This window comes from Streptomyces sp. NPDC059695, assembly GCF_042733785.1.
Classification (GTDB): domain Bacteria; phylum Actinomycetota; class Actinomycetes; order Streptomycetales; family Streptomycetaceae; genus Streptomyces.
Window position 1 is genome coordinate 1 of record NZ_JBHWFF010000043.1, and the last position, 15,590, is coordinate 15,590.

Sequence of the window (15,590 nt, forward strand, 5' to 3'; positions counted from 1 at the left end):
CTCAAGGTGCGGACGCTTCCTTCGTTCCTGTTTCCAGGCCCTCCGGGCGCTTCCTTCGTTTCCGACTCTATCAGATCTTTCCGATCCGATTTCCTCGGTGCTTTCCGGTCCCGAATTATTGTTTCTTCGGGGCCTTCCGGCGCTTTCCGACTTTATCAGAAGTTCTGAGTCGGATTTCCCGCCTCCCGGTTCATCCTCCTGGCACACAGCGGCGCCGGGGGCTTCCCGATCTGGCGGAGCCGTAAACGTACTGGAGCGGGGCGCCCCGATGCAAATCGAGGGGCCCCGCTCCGGTGACGCGCTGGTCAGACCTCCACGACGACCGGGAGGATCATCGGGCGCCGACGGTAGGTGTCGGAGACCCACTTGCCGACGGAGCGGCGGATCAGCTGCTGGAGCTGGTGGGGTTCGAGGACACCGTCCTGGGCCGACCTGTTGATGGCCTGGTCGATCTTCGGGATCACCGCGTCGAACGCGGAGTCGTCGATCCCGGAGCCACGGGCGTGGATGTGCGGGCCGGCCGTGATCTTGCCGGTCGAGGAGTCCACCACCACGAAGACCGAGATGATGCCCTCCTCGCCGAGGATCCGGCGGTCCTTGAGGGAGGTCTCGGTGACGTCGCCGACCGAGAGGCCGTCCACGTACACGTAGCCCGCCTGGACCTTGCCGGTGATGCGGGCGCGGCCGTCGACCAGGTCGACGACGACGCCGTCCTCGGCGATGACGATGTGGTCCTTCGGGATGCCCGTCATCGCGCCGAGCTCGGCGTTGGCGCGCAGGTGGCGCCATTCGCCGTGGACCGGCATGAGGTTCTTCGGCTTGCAGATGTTGTAGAAGTACAGCAGCTCGCCGGCCGAGGCGTGGCCCGAGACGTGGACCTTGGCGTTGCCCTTGTGGACCACGTTCGCGCCCCAGCGGGTCAGGCCGTTGATCACCCGGTAGACCGCGTTCTCGTTGCCCGGGATCAGTGAGGACGCGAGGATCACCGTGTCGCCGGGGACGATCCGGATCTGGTGGTCGCGGTTGGCCATGCGGGACAGGGCCGCCATGGGCTCGCCCTGGGAACCCGTGCAGACCAGCACGACCTCGTCGTCCGGCAGGTCGTCGAGGGTCTTCACGTCCACGACGAGACCGGCCGGGACCCGGAGGTAGCCCAGGTCGCGGGCGATGCCCATGTTGCGGACCATCGAGCGGCCGACGAAGGCGACCCTGCGGCCGTACTCGTGGGCGGCGTCGATGATCTGCTGGATGCGGTGCACGTGGCTGGCGAAGCTGGCCACGATGATGCGCTTCGGGGCGTTCGCGAAGACGTTCCGCAGGACGTTCGAGATGTCCCGCTCCGGCGGGACGAAGCCCGGGACCTCGGCGTTCGTGGAGTCGGAGAGGAGGAGGTCGATGCCCTCCTCGCTCAGCCGCGCGAACGCGTGGAGGTCGGTGAGCCGGCCGTCCATCGGAAGCTGGTCCATCTTGAAGTCACCGGTGGCGACGGCCATGCCCGCGGGGGTGCGGATGGCGACGGCCAGGGCGTCCGGGATGGAGTGGTTGACCGCGATGAACTCGCAGTCGAAGGGGCCGAGCGTCTCGTGGTCGCCCTCCTTCACCTCGAGGGTGTAGGGGCGGATGCGGTGCTCCTGGAGCTTCGCCTCGATCAGCGCGAGGGTCAGCTTGGAGCCGATGAGCGGGATGTCCGGCTTCAGCCGGAGCAGGTAGGGGACGGCACCGATGTGGTCCTCGTGGCCGTGCGTGAGCACGATGCCCTCGATGTCGTCGAGGCGGTCCCGGATGATGGTGAAGTCCGGCAGGATCAGGTCGACGCCGGGCTGCTCCTCCTCGGGGAAGAGGACGCCGCAGTCGACGATGAGCAGACGGCCGTCGAACTCGAAGACCGTCATGTTCCGGCCGATCTCACCGAGGCCGCCGAGCGGGATGACGCGCAGGGCGCCCTTGGCCAGCTTCGGCGGGGCGCCGAGTTCAGGATGCGGATGACTCAAAAGACTCTCCTCACCATGCGCGCCACGTACCGGTCGGGCACGTGGCGCGCATGACAATCGTGCACTTGCTGTTGTCAGTGTTCAGTTGTGAAGTCTGTTGTCAGAGTTCTACCCCGCCGGCGGCCAGGTCGACCTTGAGCTGCTCGGTCTCCTGCGCGGAGAGCTCGACGAGCGGCGGTCGGAGCGGGCCGGCCGGGAGACCCTGGAGCGCCAGGGCGGCCTTGGTGGTCATGACGCCCTGGGTGCGGAACATGCCGGTGTAGACCGGGAGCAGCTTCTGGTGGATCTCCGTGGCCTTCTGGACCTCGCCGCCGAGGTGGGCGTCGAGGAGGGCGCGGAGCTCCGGGGTGACGAGGTGGCCGACGACGGAGACGAAGCCGCAGGCGCCGACGGAGAGCAGCGGCAGGTTGAGCATGTCGTCGCCGGAGTACCAGGCGAGGCCGGAGCGGGCGATGGCCCAGCTGGCGCGGCCGAGGTCGCCCTTGGCGTCCTTGTTGGCGACGATGCGCGGGTGCTCGGCGAGGCGGACGATCGTCTCGGTGTCGATCGGGACGCCGCTGCGGCCGGGGATGTCGTAGAGCATCACGGGGAGGCCGGTGGCGTCGGCGATGGCCGAGAAGTGCCGGTACAGGCCCTCCTGCGGGGGCTTGTTGTAGTAGGGCGTCACGGCGAGGAGGCCGTGGGCGCCGTCGCGCTCGGCCGTGCGGGCCAGCTCGATGGAGTGGTGGGTGTCGTTGGTGCCGATGCCGGCGACGACGTGGGCGCGGTCGCCGACCGCCTCCAGTACGGCTCGTACGAGGTCCGATTTCTCCGCGTCGCTGGTGGTCGGGGACTCGCCGGTGGTGCCGTTGATGACGAGGCCGTCGTTGCCCGCGTCCACCAGGTGGCTGGCGAGTCGCTGGGCGCCGTCGAGGTCGAGTGCGCCGTCCGCCGTGAAGGGCGTGACCATGGCGGTGAGGACCCGCCCGAAGGGGGTCTGCGGAGTGGAGATCGGAGCCATGGGTAACACGCTACTCGCTGCTCAGCGCCGGGTGTCCCCTAGGGGGACAGGAGAAAGGGAGCCCGGCGCTGCCTGCTCGGGGGTTCAGGCAGCGCCGGGTCCGTTTGATCAGCCTAGATGAACTTCGTGAAACGTCGCAATACGGACACTTCGCATCGTGCGTTCGGACATGTGTGCCGCAGGAGACTGCACAGTCGTCCAACACCGGGCTCCGCCCGCGTCGAGAGGGGCCTCCCGGAGGATGAGATTCGGCCGCTTTGATGAAAAAGGGCACCAAAACGTCGGTTCCGTCGTCTCTACCTGTGACGCATGACGCCGAAGAAGGAGAGTGGCTCTGATGTTTCAGACTCCGTCCGGGGGTACCCCCAGGCGAGAGACCGTGCCGTTCGCGTTCGTCGCGGAGGCCGACCACTTCCGCAGTAACGTCACTCCACCGCCCCGGGAGCGCCTCAGCGCCTCGCAGATCGTGGGCCGCACCCTGCTCGGGCTGACCGTCGTGGCCGGCCTCGCCGGGTCCCTCATCTTCGGGATGCCCTCGCTCCAGTCGGGTGACTCGGGCCCGCGTCAGCAGCAGTCCGAGGCCTCCGACAACCGCTGAGGTAGCCTCACCGGGCACTGCCCCTTCGAGCGTGCTTATGAGTGAGGACCTGTCGTGCCCCTGCCCTTCCTGACGGCCGACCGTGCTTTCGACACGACCGACCACGTCGCCCTGCCGTTCGACGACCACGATCAGTGGCGCCGACCGTACCGGCCGGGGTCGTGGCGGGTGGGGACGGCGGCGCTCGCGCTGCTGCTCGCCTCCTTCGTCCTGCTCGCCGCCGTGATCATCGCGGTGGCAGGCGCCTTCGGCGGCGCGGGCGTCACCTTCGGCATCGCCTCGCTCGTGATCGCCTCCGCCCTGCGGATGCTGCGCGTGGGCACCTGGGTGAGCCGGGCCGGCCTGCGGCGCGTGGGCTTCCTCTCGACCGTCACCGTGCCCTGGGCGAAGGTCGCCTCCGTACGCACCGTCCAGCAGCCCGTGCGCTGGCTGGGACTCCCCCGTACCGTGCAGGGCCAGGCCCTGGTGCTCGACCGCCGCGGCGGTGAGCAGCTGCTGCTGCTCACCGACCACAACGCGGACTTCCTCTCCCGCGTCGAGGCCTTCGACCGGGCGGCCGACACCGTCGAGGCCTGGAACGCCGAGTACGGCACGGCCCCGGTCGCTACGCGCTGACCGCACGCCCCTCGTGGAGCGCGATGGCCCGCTGCATGGCCTTGCGCGCCCGGGGGGTGTCCCGCGCGTCGTGGTAGGCCACCGCGAGCCGGAACCAGCAGCGCCAGTCCTCGGGCGAGTCCTCCGTCTCGGCCTTGCGCCGGGCGAAGACCTCGTCGGCCGAATCCCGGAGGATCCGGCCGCCCTCGGTGCGCTGCAGCTCGTCGACGGGCAGGCCGCCCTCGGCCTCCAGCTCCGCGGCCAGGCGGTTGGCCCGGCGCGCGAAGCTGGTGTTCTTCCAGAGGAACCAGCCGCCGACGGCGGGCAGCAGGAACGCCACCGCGCCCATGCCCATGGCGGCCGGCTCGCCCGTGAGGAGGAGCAGGACGCCCTCCATCGCCACCACGCCGAAGACGAGCACCAGCACGGTGGCGAGGAAGACGTACGTGATCTTTCCGCCCATGACCGTCAGCCCAGGTCCAGGAAGTGCTCCAGGCCGAAGGTGAGGCCCGGAGCGGTGGTCACGCGGCGGGCGCCCAGGAGGATGCCCGGCATGAAGCTGGAGTGGTGCAGGGAGTCGTGCCGGACGGTGAGGGTCTCGCCCTCGCCGCCGAGCAGCACCTCCTGGTGGGCGAGCAGGCCCCGGAGGCGTACGGCGTGCACGGGGACGCCGTCCACGTCCGCGCCGCGCGCCCCGTCGAGGGCGGTGGTCGTGGCGTCGGGCTGCGGGGCGCAGCCTGCCTTCGACCGGGCCTCGGCGATGAGCTGGGCGGTGCGGGTGGCCGTGCCGGACGGCGCGTCGACCTTGTTCGGGTGGTGCAGTTCGACGACCTCGACCGACTCGAAGTACGGGGCCGCGATCTGCGCGAACTTCATGGTGAGGACCGCGCCGATGGAGAAGTTCGGCGCGATGAGGACGCCGGTCTCCGGGGAGGCGGCGAGCCAGCCCTTCAGCTGCGCGAGGCGGTCCTCGGTCCAGCCGGTCGTGCCGACGACCGCGTGGATGCCATGGCGCACGCAGAAGTCGAGGTTGTCCATCACGGAGGCCGGGGTGGTCAGCTCGACGACGACCTGGGCGCCCGTCTCGGTGAGGGTCTCCAGGTCGTCGCCGCGGCCGAGGGCCGCGACCAGTTCCATGTCCTCGGCGGCCTCGACGGCCCTGACGGCCTCGGAGCCGATGCGGCCCCCGGCTCCGAGGACCGCGACGCGCAGCTTGCTCATTGCTCTTCCTTAGGGAACGTGTCGGTCAGGCGACCGCGTGGTGGAGGCGGTCCGCCTGCTTGTCCTTCAGCGGGCCGATCACCGAGAGCGAGGGCCGCTGCTCCAGTACATCGCGGGCGACCTCGCGGACGTCGTCCGGGGTGACCTGCGCGATGCGGGTGAGCATGTCGTCGACCGACATCTGGGTGCCCCAGCACAGCTCGCTCTTGCCGATGCGGTTCATCAGCGCGCCGGTGTCCTCCAGACCGAGCACGGTCGAGCCGGAGAGCTGCCCGACGGCGCGGGTGATCTCCTCGTCCGTGAGGCCGTCGGAGGCGACCTTGTCGAGCTCGTCGCGGCAGATCTTCAGGACGTCGTGGACCTGGCCGGGACGGCAGCCCGCGTACACCCCGAAGAGGCCGCAGTCGGCGAAGCCCGAGGTGTACGAGTACACGCTGTAGGCCAGGCCGCGCTTCTCGCGGACCTCCTGGAAGAGGCGGGAGGACATGCCGCCGCCGAGGGCCGTGTTCAGCACGCCGAGGGCCCAGCGGCGCTCGTCGGTGCGGGCCAGGCCTGGCATGCCGAGGACCACGTGGGCCTGCTCGGTCTTGCGGTTCAGGAGCTCGACGCGGCCCGCCGCGCGCAGGGTGCGCAGTCCGTCGCGGGGGGCGACGGGGACGGCGTCGGTACGGCTGAGGGCGCCGGCCTTCTCGAAGGCGCGGCGGACCTGGCGCACCACCGTGGCGTGGTCGACGTTGCCCGCGGCGGCGACGACCAGGTGGGTCGGGTCGTAGTGCTTCTTGTAGAAGCGGGCGATCTGGCCTCGGCTGAGCGCGTTGATCGTGTCGACGGTGCCGAGGACCGGGCGGCCCAGCGGGGTGTCGCCGAACATCGTCCGGGCGAACAGCTCGTGCACGACGTCACCGGGGTCGTCCTCGGTCATCGCGATCTCTTCGAGGATGACACCGCGCTCGGCGTCCACGTCCTCGTCGAGGATGAGCGAGTCCGTGAGCATGTCGCAGACGACGTCGATCGCCAGCGGCAGGTCGGTGTCGAGGACCCGTGCGTAGTAGCAGGTGTACTCCTTCGCCGTGAAGGCGTTCATCTCGCCGCCGACCGCGTCGATCGCGGCGGAGATGTCGAGGGCGGACCGCTTGCGGGTGCCCTTGAAGAGGAGGTGCTCCAGGTAGTGGGTCGCGCCGTTGAGCGTCGGGGTCTCGTCGCGGGAGCCGACGTGCGCCCAGATGCCGAAGGTGGCGGAGCGCACGGAGGGGAGGGTCTCGGTGACGATCCGGAGGCCGCCGGGGAGGGTCGTGCGGCGGACCGTGCCGATGCCGTCCTTGCCCGGGAGAAGCGTTTGGGTACGGGCGACGGCCCGCCCCTCCGAGGAGGGGCGGGCCGTCGCGCGGGAACTACGGGACGTCACTTGGCAGCGTCGTCCTTGTCACCCTCGGCAGCGTCCTCGTCCGCCATGACGGGGACGAGGGAGAGCTTGCCGCGCTGGTCGATCTCGGCGATCTCGACCTGGACCTTCGCGCCGATCGCGAGCACGTCCTCGACGTTCTCCACGCGCTTGCCACCGGCGAGCTTGCGGATCTGCGAGATGTGCAGCAGGCCGTCCTTGCCGGGCATCAGGGAGACGAAGGCACCGAAGGTGGTGGTCTTGACGACCGTACCCAGGTAGCGCTCGCCGACCTCCGGCATGGTCGGGTTGGCGATGCCGTTGATCGTGGCGCGGGCGGCCTCGGCCTGCGAGCCCTGGGCGGCACCGATGTAGATGGTGCCGTCGTCCTCGATCGTGATGTCGGCGCCGGTGTCCTCCTGGATCTGGTTGATCATCTTGCCCTTGGGGCCGATGACCTCACCGATCTTGTCCACGGGGATCTTGACGGTGATGATCCGCGGGGCGTTCGGGGACATCTCGTCCGGCGTGTCGATCGCTTCCATCATCACGTCGAGGATGTGGAGGCGGGCGTCGCGGGCCTGCTTGAGGGCCGCGGCCAGGACGGAGGCCGGGATGCCGTCCAGCTTGGTGTCGAGCTGGAGGGCGGTGACGAACTCCTTCGTACCGGCGACCTTGAAGTCCATGTCGCCGAAGGCGTCCTCCGCACCGAGGATGTCGGTGAGGGCGACGTAGTGCGTCTGGCCCTCGATCTCCTCGGAGATCAGGCCCATGGCGATACCGGCGACGGCGGCCTTGAGCGGCACACCGGCGTTCAGCAGCGACATGGTGGAGGCGCAGACCGAGCCCATCGACGTCGAGCCGTTGGAGCCGAGGGCCTCGGACACCTGACGGATCGCGTAGGGGAACTCCTCGCGGGACGGGAGGACCGGCACGATGGCGCGCTCGGCGAGGGCGCCGTGGCCGATCTCGCGGCGCTTGGGCGAGCCCACGCGGCCGGTCTCGCCGACGGAGTACGGCGGGAAGTTGTAGTTGTGCATGTAGCGCTTGCGGGTCACCGGGGAGAGGGTGTCCAGCTGCTGCTCCATGCGGAGCATGTTGAGGGTGGTGACGCCCAGGATCTGGGTCTCGCCACGCTCGAACAGCGCCGAGCCGTGCACGCGCGGGATGGCCTCGACCTCGGCCGCGAGCGTACGGATGTCCGTGAGGCCACGGCCGTCGATGCGGACCTTGTCCTTGATGACGCGCTCGCGGACCAGCTTCTTGGTCAGCGCGCGGTACGCACCGCCGATCTCCTTCTCGCGGCCCTCGAAGGCCGGGAGGAGCTTCTCGGCGGCGATCTCCTTGATGCGGTCGAGCTCGGCCTCGCGCTCCTGCTTGCCGGCGATGGTGAGCGCCTTGGTGAGCTCACCCTTCACGGCGGCGGTGAGCGCCTCCAGGACGTCGTCCTGGTAGTCCAGGAAGACCGGGAACTCGCCGGTGGGCTTGGCGGCCTTGGCGGCGAGGTCCGACTGGGCCTTGCAGAGGACCTTGATGAAGGGCTTCGCGGCCTCGAGACCGGCGGCGACGACCTCCTCGGTCGGCGCCTCGGCGCCGCCCTTGACGAGCTCGATCGTCTTCTCGGTGGCCTCGGCCTCGACCATCATGATCGCGACGTCGCCGTCCTCCAGGACGCGACCGGCGACCACCATGTCGAAGACGGCGTCCTCGAGCTCGGTGTGCGTCGGGAAGGCGACCCACTGGCCCTTGATCAGGGCGACGCGGGTGGCGCCGATGGGGCCGGAGAAAGGCAGGCCCGCCAGGATCGTCGACGCGGAGGCGGCGTTGATCGCGACCACGTCGTACAGGTGGTCGGGGTTGAGCGCCATGATCGTCTCGACGATCTGGATCTCGTTGCGCAGGCCCTTCTTGAAGGAGGGGCGCAGCGGGCGGTCGATCAGACGACAGGTGAGGATCGCGTCCTCGGAGGGGCGGCCCTCACGGCGGAAGAAGGAGCCGGGGATCTTGCCGGCCGCGTACTGCCGCTCCTCGACGTCCACCGTCAGGGGGAAGAAGTCGAGCTGGTCCTTGGGGCGCTTCGAGGCGGTGGTCGCGGAGAGGACCATCGTGTCGTCGTCCAGGTAGGCGACGGCGGAGCCGGCGGCCTGCTTGGCCAGACGGCCGGTCTCGAAGCGGATGGTGCGGGTACCGAAGGCGCCGTTGTCGATGACGGCCTCGGCGTAGTGGGTCTCGTTCTCCACTATGGGTTTCTCCTACGTGTTCGTCTTTGCGTCCTTCGGCCCGTGTGGCCGGGGACGGTGTGCGACGGCGGCGGAGAGCTCGCCCAGGGTGCGGGCCGGTCTTCGATCGAAGCACCCGGGTATTCGCTTCCGGGGGCCACTACCGAGGACCGGCGGCTGGCCGGCGGGGTCACGCTCGTCGTATGGGGTTGTGCGACCAGACTAAGTGCCGATGCGCACTTTGTGCACGTACGGCAAAGGGAGCGGCCCCCTGAAAGTGGGAACCGCTCCCTTCCTGGCGTCTTACTTGGCGCCGCCGGCCGCACCGCGGCGGATGCCGAGGCGGTCGACCAGCGTACGGAAGCGCTGGATGTCCTTCTTGGCCAGGTACTGCAGCAGGCGGCGGCGCTGGCCGACCAGGATCAGCAGACCACGACGGGAGTGGTGGTCGTGCTTGTGCTGCTTGAGGTGCTCGGTCAGGTCCGAGATGCGGCGGGACAGCATCGCGACCTGGACCTCGGGAGAGCCGGTGTCGCCCTCCTTGGTGCCGAACTCGGCAAAGATCTGCTTCTTGACAGCGGCGTCGAGAGCCACGCGGTTCTCCTCGTTGGTTCGTGCGCCCGTGAGTGCCCCTGGTCTTGATCTCAGGGGAAGCTTCCGTGACTCGACGGGCGAAGGTCCGATGGGCGCAGCTTCCAGAGGCGTCCGAGTGATCTCGGGTGCTTTCCGGGAGCGCGTACACAAACGGCCGTCACACAGCGTACCAGCTCGCCGGAGCGCCCCCGTATCGCTTTCCTTACTTGCTGGTCAACGCGCGGACCGAGGTGAAGACGTCGAGGACGGCGAGGGCCAGCGGGACCAGGGAGAGCAGGACGAAGCCCTCGGCCAGGTCGAGGAGGCGGCCCCAGAAGGGGGAGAGTCCCTTCCTCGGGATGATCAGGCCGATCGCGGTGATCAGGGCGGCGCCGGCGGCGACGGCGGCGGTGAGCCAGATCGTCCGGATGTCGAGGCCGCCGCGGTCCCCGTACATGAGGAGTTCCCTGACCAGGTCGGCCGGCGGGTTGAGGGAGAGGCCGAGGACGAGGAGCGCGATGGCGGCGAGGCCGGCGACGAGGACGCAGGCGACCTGCGAGGTGTACCGGAAGAGGCGGGCGCGCAGCAGCATCGCGAGGCCGGCGGCGAGGGCGAGGAACTGCCCCCAGACGTTTCCGGCGAAGCCGAGCACGGCGGCGGATCCGACGACGACGGCCGCGCAGCCGCCGACGAGGCCGAGGAGCATCTCGTGGCCGCGGCGGGCCTGGAGCGCGATGCGCTCGCCGTCGACGGGCTGCGCCTCCTCGCCGCCCTGCTGCGGGTCGGCGGAGAACTCGTCGTCGGCGGCGCTGCGCGGGGCGGCGTAGCCGATGGGGAGGCGGGCGAACCGGGCGGAGAGGCCGGGCAGGAAGGCGACGAGGCCGATGGCGACGGGCGCGCAGGCGGCGGCCGTCTCGGTGGCGGAGCCCTCGGTGAGGATCGCCACGAAGGTGGCGAGGGTGCCGACTCCGGCGAGGAAGGTGGCGGCCACGAAGGGGGCGTCGCCGCTGGGGGTGAGCGCGACGAGGGCAACGGAGGCGACGAGGACGGTGACGCTGCCGAGCAGGAACTGCAGGCGGCCGGGGCCCTCGCCGGCGTCGGGCGCGATGATCCCGGAGCCGGCGATGAGGAGCAGCGGCAGTGCGCCGAGGCCGAGGGCGACGGCGGTCGCCCGGTCCGCGTAGACGCGGGCGCGGACGCCGGCGAAGGCGGTGAGGAGGAAGCCGGCGGCGCCCGCGATGATCCCGGGGAGGCTGTGCATGTCGTGGCGGACCGGGTCGGCGAACCAGAGGACGAAGCCCATGAGGACGAGGAGCAGCACGCCTCCGACGAGTCCGGCGCCGCGCAGCAGCTCGTCGCTCCACAGGTGCCGGTCGCGGGTGACGGCGGAGGCGACGGCGTCGGAGACGTCGTCGTAGACCGCCGGCGGGAGCGACTGGGCGAAGGGGCGCAGGGAGAGCACCTCGCCGTCGAGGACCTGCTGGGCGGCGAGGGTGCGGGCGCCGTCGAGGACGGATCCGTCGCGGCGGACCAGGTGGTAGCCGGTCGGGGTGCCGGGCGCCTGGGTCTGGCCGGTGAGGCGCAGGATCTCCGGGTAGACGTCGGCGACGGCGATGTCCTCGGGGAGCGCGACGTCGATGCGGCTGTCCGGCGCCACGACGGTGACGCGGCAGAAGCCGGTCGCTGCGGTCGTACTCACGTGTGTGGACCCCCTGGTTCGCGGTTGCGCCCGTTCTGGTTCGCGGTTGCGCGTTCTGATTCGCGGTTGCGCACGATGCGCGCGCCACCCTACCGGGGACGGCCGGTGGGGGCTGCAAGTAGGATCGCCGTCCCACGGGGGAAGTCCGCGCGCTCGGCTGCCGGCAGGGGCCGAGCGCGGATGCTCCCGCCACGAGCCCGCCTCCAACGAGGGATTGATGCGCCGGTGAGCCAGATCGTCGTCAAACGACCTCCGAGGTCACTTCCTCCGGAAGTGCCCGGTGAGGAACTGGTCCTGGAGTCTCCGCCGGAACTTCCGCGGGGACAGCAGGAGTCGGCGTTGATGCAGCTCCTGCCGATGCTCGGCATGGGTTCTTCGGTCGTCTTCTTCTTCATGACGCCCTCGCCGATCATGCGGATCATGGGCACGCTGATGCTCGCGTCGACGGTCGCGATGGCCGTCGCGCAGTTCGTGAGATTCCGTCGCGGTACGCAGGGGCAAATGGCCGATGTCCGCCGCGACTACCTCAAATACCTCGCGCAGACGCGGCGTACGGTGCGGCGCACGGCCCGCAAGCAGCGGGACGCCCAGCTCTATCTGCACCCGTCCCCCGAGCAGCTGTGGTCGGTGGTGGCCGAGGGTTCCCGGGTGTGGGAGCGCCGGGTCGGCGACCACGACTTCGGGCAGGCGCGGATCGGGCTCGGGGCGCAGCAGTTGGCGACGCCGCTGGTGGCGCCGGACACGGCTCCGGTGGACGAGCTGGAGCCGCTGTGCGCGGGTGCGATGCAGCAGTTCCTCGCGGTGCACGGCACGTTGGACGGGCTGCCGATGGCGGTCTCGATGCGGGCGTTCTACCACGTGACGGTGTCGGGCGATCCGGAGTCGGCGCAGGCCGCGGCGCGCGCGCTGGTGTCGCAGCTGGTGACGCTCCACTCCCCCGACGACCTGATGCTCGCGGTGGTGGCGTCGCGGCCGGCGCAGGAGCGCTGGGACTGGACGAAGTGGCTGCCGCACACGCAGGTGTCGGGGCAGCCCAACAGCTACGACGGGGCGGGCACGAAGCGCCTGTTCGGCGACGACCTCAGTGAGCTGGAGAACCTGGTCCGTTCGAAGCTGGACGGGCGGACGCGCTTCTCCCGGGAGAGCCAGCCGGTGCTCGACCAGCCGCACGTGGTGGTCGTCCTCGACGGCGGGATGGTGCCGCCCGACTCGCTGCTCGCGGCGCCCGAGGGCCTGCAGGGCGTGACGATCGTGGAGGTCGTCTCCGGTGAGCTGGACGAGCCGCGCGGTGGCCTCTCGGTCGTGGTGCGGCCGGGCCGGCTGCGCCTGGAGTCGGGCGGCGGATTCGCGTACGAGGGGCTGCCGGACGGCATCTCGCTGCCGGCCGCCGAGGCGCTGGCCCGGCAGCTGGCGCCGCTGCGGATGGGCGGCGGGGACGACGACGAGCCGCTGCTCGCAAACCTGGACTTCACGGACCTGCTGAACCTGGGCGACGCCGCCTCGGTGGACGTGACGCGGACCTGGCGGCCCCGCTCGGTGGCCGAGCGGCTCCGGGTGCCGATCGGTGTCGGCGAGGACGGCGCGCCGGTCATGCTGGACCTGAAGGAGGCGGCGCAGGAGGGCATGGGCCCGCACGGTCTGTGCGTCGGCGCGACGGGTTCCGGCAAGTCGGAGCTGCTGCGCACGCTGGTGCTCGGTCTCGCGGTGACGCACTCCTCGGAGACGCTGAACTTCGTCCTCGCGGACTTCAAGGGCGGCGCGACCTTCGCGGGCATGTCGCAGATGCCGCACGTGGCGGCGGTCATCACGAACCTCGCCGACGACCTGACGCTCGTCGACCGCATGGGGGACGCGATCCGCGGCGAGCTCCAGCGGCGCCAGGAGCTGCTGCGCTCCGCGGGCAACTACGCGAACATCCACGACTACGAGAAGGCGCGCGCGGCGGGTGCCCCGCTGGAGCCGCTGGCCTCGCTGGTGCTGGTGATCGACGAGTTCTCCGAGCTCCTCACCGCCAAGCCCGACTTCATCGACATGTTCATCCAGATCGGCCGCATCGGCCGGTCGCTCGGCGTGCACCTGCTGCTGGCCTCGCAGCGCCTTGAGGAGGGCAAGCTGCGCGGGCTGGACACCTACCTCTCGTACCGGATCGGTCTGCGGACCTTCTCGGCTGCGGAGTCGCGGACGGCGATCGGTGTGCCGGACGCGTACCACCTGCCGTCGGTGCCGGGTTCGGGCTATCTGAAGTTCGGTACGGACGAGATGACCCGCTTCAAGGCGGCGTACGTCTCGGGGACGTACCGGACGGGCGGGCCGCGTCTGGAGATCGGGCAGCTTCCGGTGGAGCGCCGGCCCGCGGTGTTCACGGCGGCGCCGGTGCCGGTGGTGTACGCGGCGCCGGACCCGGCGTACCTGACGGCTCAGCGCGCCGAGGAGGACGACGCGCTCGCGGACACGGTCCTCGACGTGATCGTGCGGCGGCTGGAGGGCCAGGGGGTGCCGGCGCACCAGGTGTGGCTGCCGCCGCTCGACCAGGCGCCCTCGCTGGACCAGCTGCTGCCGGGGCTCGCGCAGACGGCGGACCGGGGTCTCACGTCGACGGAGTACACGCGTCAGGGCGGGCTCACGGTGCCGCTCGGTCTCATCGACAAGCCGTTCGAGCAGCGGCGCGAGGTGCTGTACCGGGACTTCTCGGGCGCGGCCGGTCACATGATGGTGGTCGGCGGTCCGCAGTCGGGCAAGTCGACGATGATGCGCACGCTCGTCTCGTCGTTCGCGCTCACCCACACCCCGGCCGAAGTGCAGTTCTACTGCCTGGACTTCGGTGGCGGCGGCATGGTCTCGCTGGCCGATCTGCCGCACGTCGGCGGGGTGGCGTCGCGGCTCGACCCGGAGCGGGTGCGCCGGACGGTCGCGGAGGTCATGGGCGTACTGAACCGCCGGGAGGAGTTCTTCCGGGCGAACGCCATCGACTCGATCGCGACCTACCGGCGCAAGCGGGCCGCGGGCGAGCTGCCGGGTGAGGCCTGGGGCGACGTCTTCCTGATCGTGGACGGCTGGGGCGGCTTCCGCAACGAGTACGACACGCTGGAGCCGATCGTCGCCGACATCGCGGCCCGCGGTCTGGGCTACGGCATCCACGTGGTGATCACCGCCGCCCGGTACATGGAGGTGCGGGCGGCGCTCAAGGACCAGATGCTGGGCCGGCTGGAGCTGCGGCTCGGTGACGTCATGGACTCCGAGTTCGACCGCAAGGTCGCGGCGAACGTGCCGACCGGTGTGCCGGGCCGCGGCCAGGTGCCGGAGAAGCTGCACTTCATGGGGGCGCTGCCGCGGATCGACGGGTCGAGCTCCGCGGCCGACCTGGCGGACGGCACGTCGGCGTTCGTGCAGGCCGTGAAGGCGAGCTGGACCGCGGCCCCGGCGCCGGCGGTGCGGCTGCTGCCGCGCAGGCTGCCGGCGGAGCAGCTGCCGAAGGGCTTCGAGTACCCGCAGCACGGCATCGCGATCGGCATCGACGAGACGAACCTGGAGCCGGTGTTCGTCGACTTCGAGTCGGACCCGTTCTTCATGATCTTCGGCGAGAGCGAGTCCGGAAAGACGGCGCTGCTCCGGCTGATCGCCAAGCAGCTGTGCGAGCGGTACACGCCGGAGCAGGCGCGGATCGTGGTGGGCGACTACCGGCGGACGATGCTGGAGGCGGTGGCGCCCTCGCACCTCCTGGAGTACGCGCCGATGGCCTCGGCCATGCAGATGCACATGGACGCCATCAACACGGTGATGACGAAGCGGGCGCCGAAGCCCGACATCACGCCGCAGCAGCTGCGCGACCGCAGCTGGTGGTCGGGTCCGCAACTGTTCGTCCTGGTGGACGACTTCGAGCTGGTGGCGACGAACTCGGGCAACCCGCTGGCGGTCCTGGTGGAGAACCTGCCGTTCGCCCGGGACGTCGGCATCCGGTTCATCGTGGCGCGCAGCCAGGCGGGCGCCTCCCGGGCGATGTACGAGCCGTTCATGCAGCGGATCCGGGAGCTGGGCGCGCAGGGCGTGCTGCTCTCCGGCGACCCGCAGGAGGGCGACATCCTCGGTGGCGTGCGGGCGCGGCCGATGCCTCCGGGCCGGGGCACGTTCGTCTCGCGGAAGCGCGGTACGCCGCTGGTGCAGCTGGGCTGGCTGCCCGAGCAGCACTGAGCTGCCGCAACAGCCCCGGGCGGAGCGGGGGGGGGGGGCGCCGCGGGGGGGGGGGGGCCCGCGCCCGCCCCCCCCCACCAGCCCCAGCACACCACCCCCCCACCCGCCCCCCCCCACCCCCCCCGC

The 15,590-nt window shown here is 70.6% G+C and carries 11 protein-coding genes; 3 read left to right on the plus strand and 8 right to left on the minus strand.

The window, feature by feature from the left end; genetic code table 11:
• Nucleotides 1-305: 305 nt before the first annotated feature.
• Together ACFV2S_RS33670 and dapA are read right to left on the minus strand one after the other, a co-directional pair.
• The gene (locus tag ACFV2S_RS33670; protein WP_385568239.1) at nucleotides 306-1,991 is read right to left on the minus strand and encodes a ribonuclease J; all 1,686 of its coding nucleotides are present in this window, start codon (nucleotides 1,989-1,991) and stop codon (nucleotides 306-308) included.
• 100 nt (nucleotides 1,992-2,091) lie between these two features.
• Nucleotides 2,092-2,991, minus strand: a complete 900-nt coding sequence (gene dapA, locus ACFV2S_RS33675; protein WP_383800347.1) for a 4-hydroxy-tetrahydrodipicolinate synthase — start codon at nucleotides 2,989-2,991, stop codon at nucleotides 2,092-2,094.
• Between the two features lie 337 nt (nucleotides 2,992-3,328).
• Here dapA and ACFV2S_RS33680 point away from each other — a divergent pair, with 337 nt between their 5' ends.
• Both ACFV2S_RS33680 and ACFV2S_RS33685 read left to right on the plus strand, forming a co-directional pair.
• The gene (locus ACFV2S_RS33680; protein WP_385568244.1) at nucleotides 3,329-3,589 is read left to right on the plus strand and encodes a hypothetical protein; all 261 of its coding nucleotides are present in this window, start codon (nucleotides 3,329-3,331) and stop codon (nucleotides 3,587-3,589) included.
• Nucleotides 3,590-3,643: 54 nt separating this feature from the next.
• Nucleotides 3,644-4,204 (plus strand): hypothetical protein, encoded by a 561-nt coding sequence (locus ACFV2S_RS33685; protein ID WP_385568247.1) that lies wholly within the window; start codon nucleotides 3,644-3,646, stop codon nucleotides 4,202-4,204.
• On the opposite strand, the gene ACFV2S_RS33690 is transcribed toward ACFV2S_RS33685, so the two are convergent.
• From ACFV2S_RS33690 to eccD, 6 genes are all read right to left on the minus strand, one after another.
• Nucleotides 4,194-4,646 carry a hypothetical protein gene (locus tag ACFV2S_RS33690; protein WP_385568252.1) on the minus strand — a complete coding sequence of 151 codons (453 nt, stop codon included), beginning with the start codon at nucleotides 4,644-4,646 and terminating at the stop codon, nucleotides 4,194-4,196. The genes ACFV2S_RS33685 and ACFV2S_RS33690 overlap by 11 nt on opposite strands.
• A 5-nt stretch (nucleotides 4,647-4,651) precedes the next feature.
• Nucleotides 4,652-5,404, minus strand: coding sequence for a 4-hydroxy-tetrahydrodipicolinate reductase (gene dapB, locus ACFV2S_RS33695; RefSeq protein ID WP_385568256.1), 753 nt, complete (start codon nucleotides 5,402-5,404; stop codon nucleotides 4,652-4,654).
• A gap of 25 nt (nucleotides 5,405-5,429) precedes the next feature.
• On the minus strand, nucleotides 5,430-6,809 hold the full coding sequence (locus ACFV2S_RS33700) for a M16 family metallopeptidase (RefSeq protein WP_385568260.1): 1,380 nt from the start codon (nucleotides 6,807-6,809) through the stop codon (nucleotides 5,430-5,432).
• Complete coding sequence (locus ACFV2S_RS33705; RefSeq protein ID WP_383795822.1) at nucleotides 6,806-9,025, minus strand: polyribonucleotide nucleotidyltransferase; 2,220 nt, start codon at nucleotides 9,023-9,025, stop codon at nucleotides 6,806-6,808. Before ACFV2S_RS33705 ends, ACFV2S_RS33700 begins: the two co-directional genes overlap by 4 nt.
• Before the next feature lie 282 nt (nucleotides 9,026-9,307).
• Nucleotides 9,308-9,598 carry a 30S ribosomal protein S15 gene (gene rpsO / locus ACFV2S_RS33710; protein WP_189806146.1) on the minus strand — a complete coding sequence of 97 codons (291 nt, stop codon included), beginning with the start codon at nucleotides 9,596-9,598 and terminating at the stop codon, nucleotides 9,308-9,310.
• 202 nt (nucleotides 9,599-9,800) lie between these two features.
• Nucleotides 9,801-11,276 (minus strand): type VII secretion integral membrane protein EccD, encoded by a 1,476-nt coding sequence (eccD, locus tag ACFV2S_RS33715; RefSeq protein ID WP_385568267.1) that lies wholly within the window; start codon nucleotides 11,274-11,276, stop codon nucleotides 9,801-9,803.
• Between the two features lie 225 nt (nucleotides 11,277-11,501).
• Here eccD and eccCa point away from each other — a divergent pair, with 225 nt between their 5' ends.
• A complete protein-coding gene (gene eccCa, locus ACFV2S_RS33720) occupies nucleotides 11,502-15,464 on the plus strand; it encodes a type VII secretion protein EccCa (protein ID WP_385568271.1) in 3,963 nt (1,320 codons plus the stop codon).
• Nucleotides 15,465-15,590 lie beyond the last annotated feature (126 nt).

Excerpts from the sequence above, each read along its gene's own strand:
- dapA (WP_383800347.1), bottom strand. The coding sequence starts at position 2,991 with ATGGCTCCGATCTCCACTCCGCAGACCCCCTTCGGGCGGGTCCTCACC.
- ACFV2S_RS33680 (WP_385568244.1), top strand. The coding sequence starts at position 3,329 with ATGTTTCAGACTCCGTCCGGGGGTACCCCCAGGCGAGAGACCGTGCCG.
- ACFV2S_RS33690 (WP_385568252.1), bottom strand. The coding sequence starts at position 4,646 with ATGGGCGGAAAGATCACGTACGTCTTCCTCGCCACCGTGCTGGTGCTC.
- dapB (WP_385568256.1), bottom strand. The coding sequence starts at position 5,404 with ATGAGCAAGCTGCGCGTCGCGGTCCTCGGAGCCGGGGGCCGCATCGGC.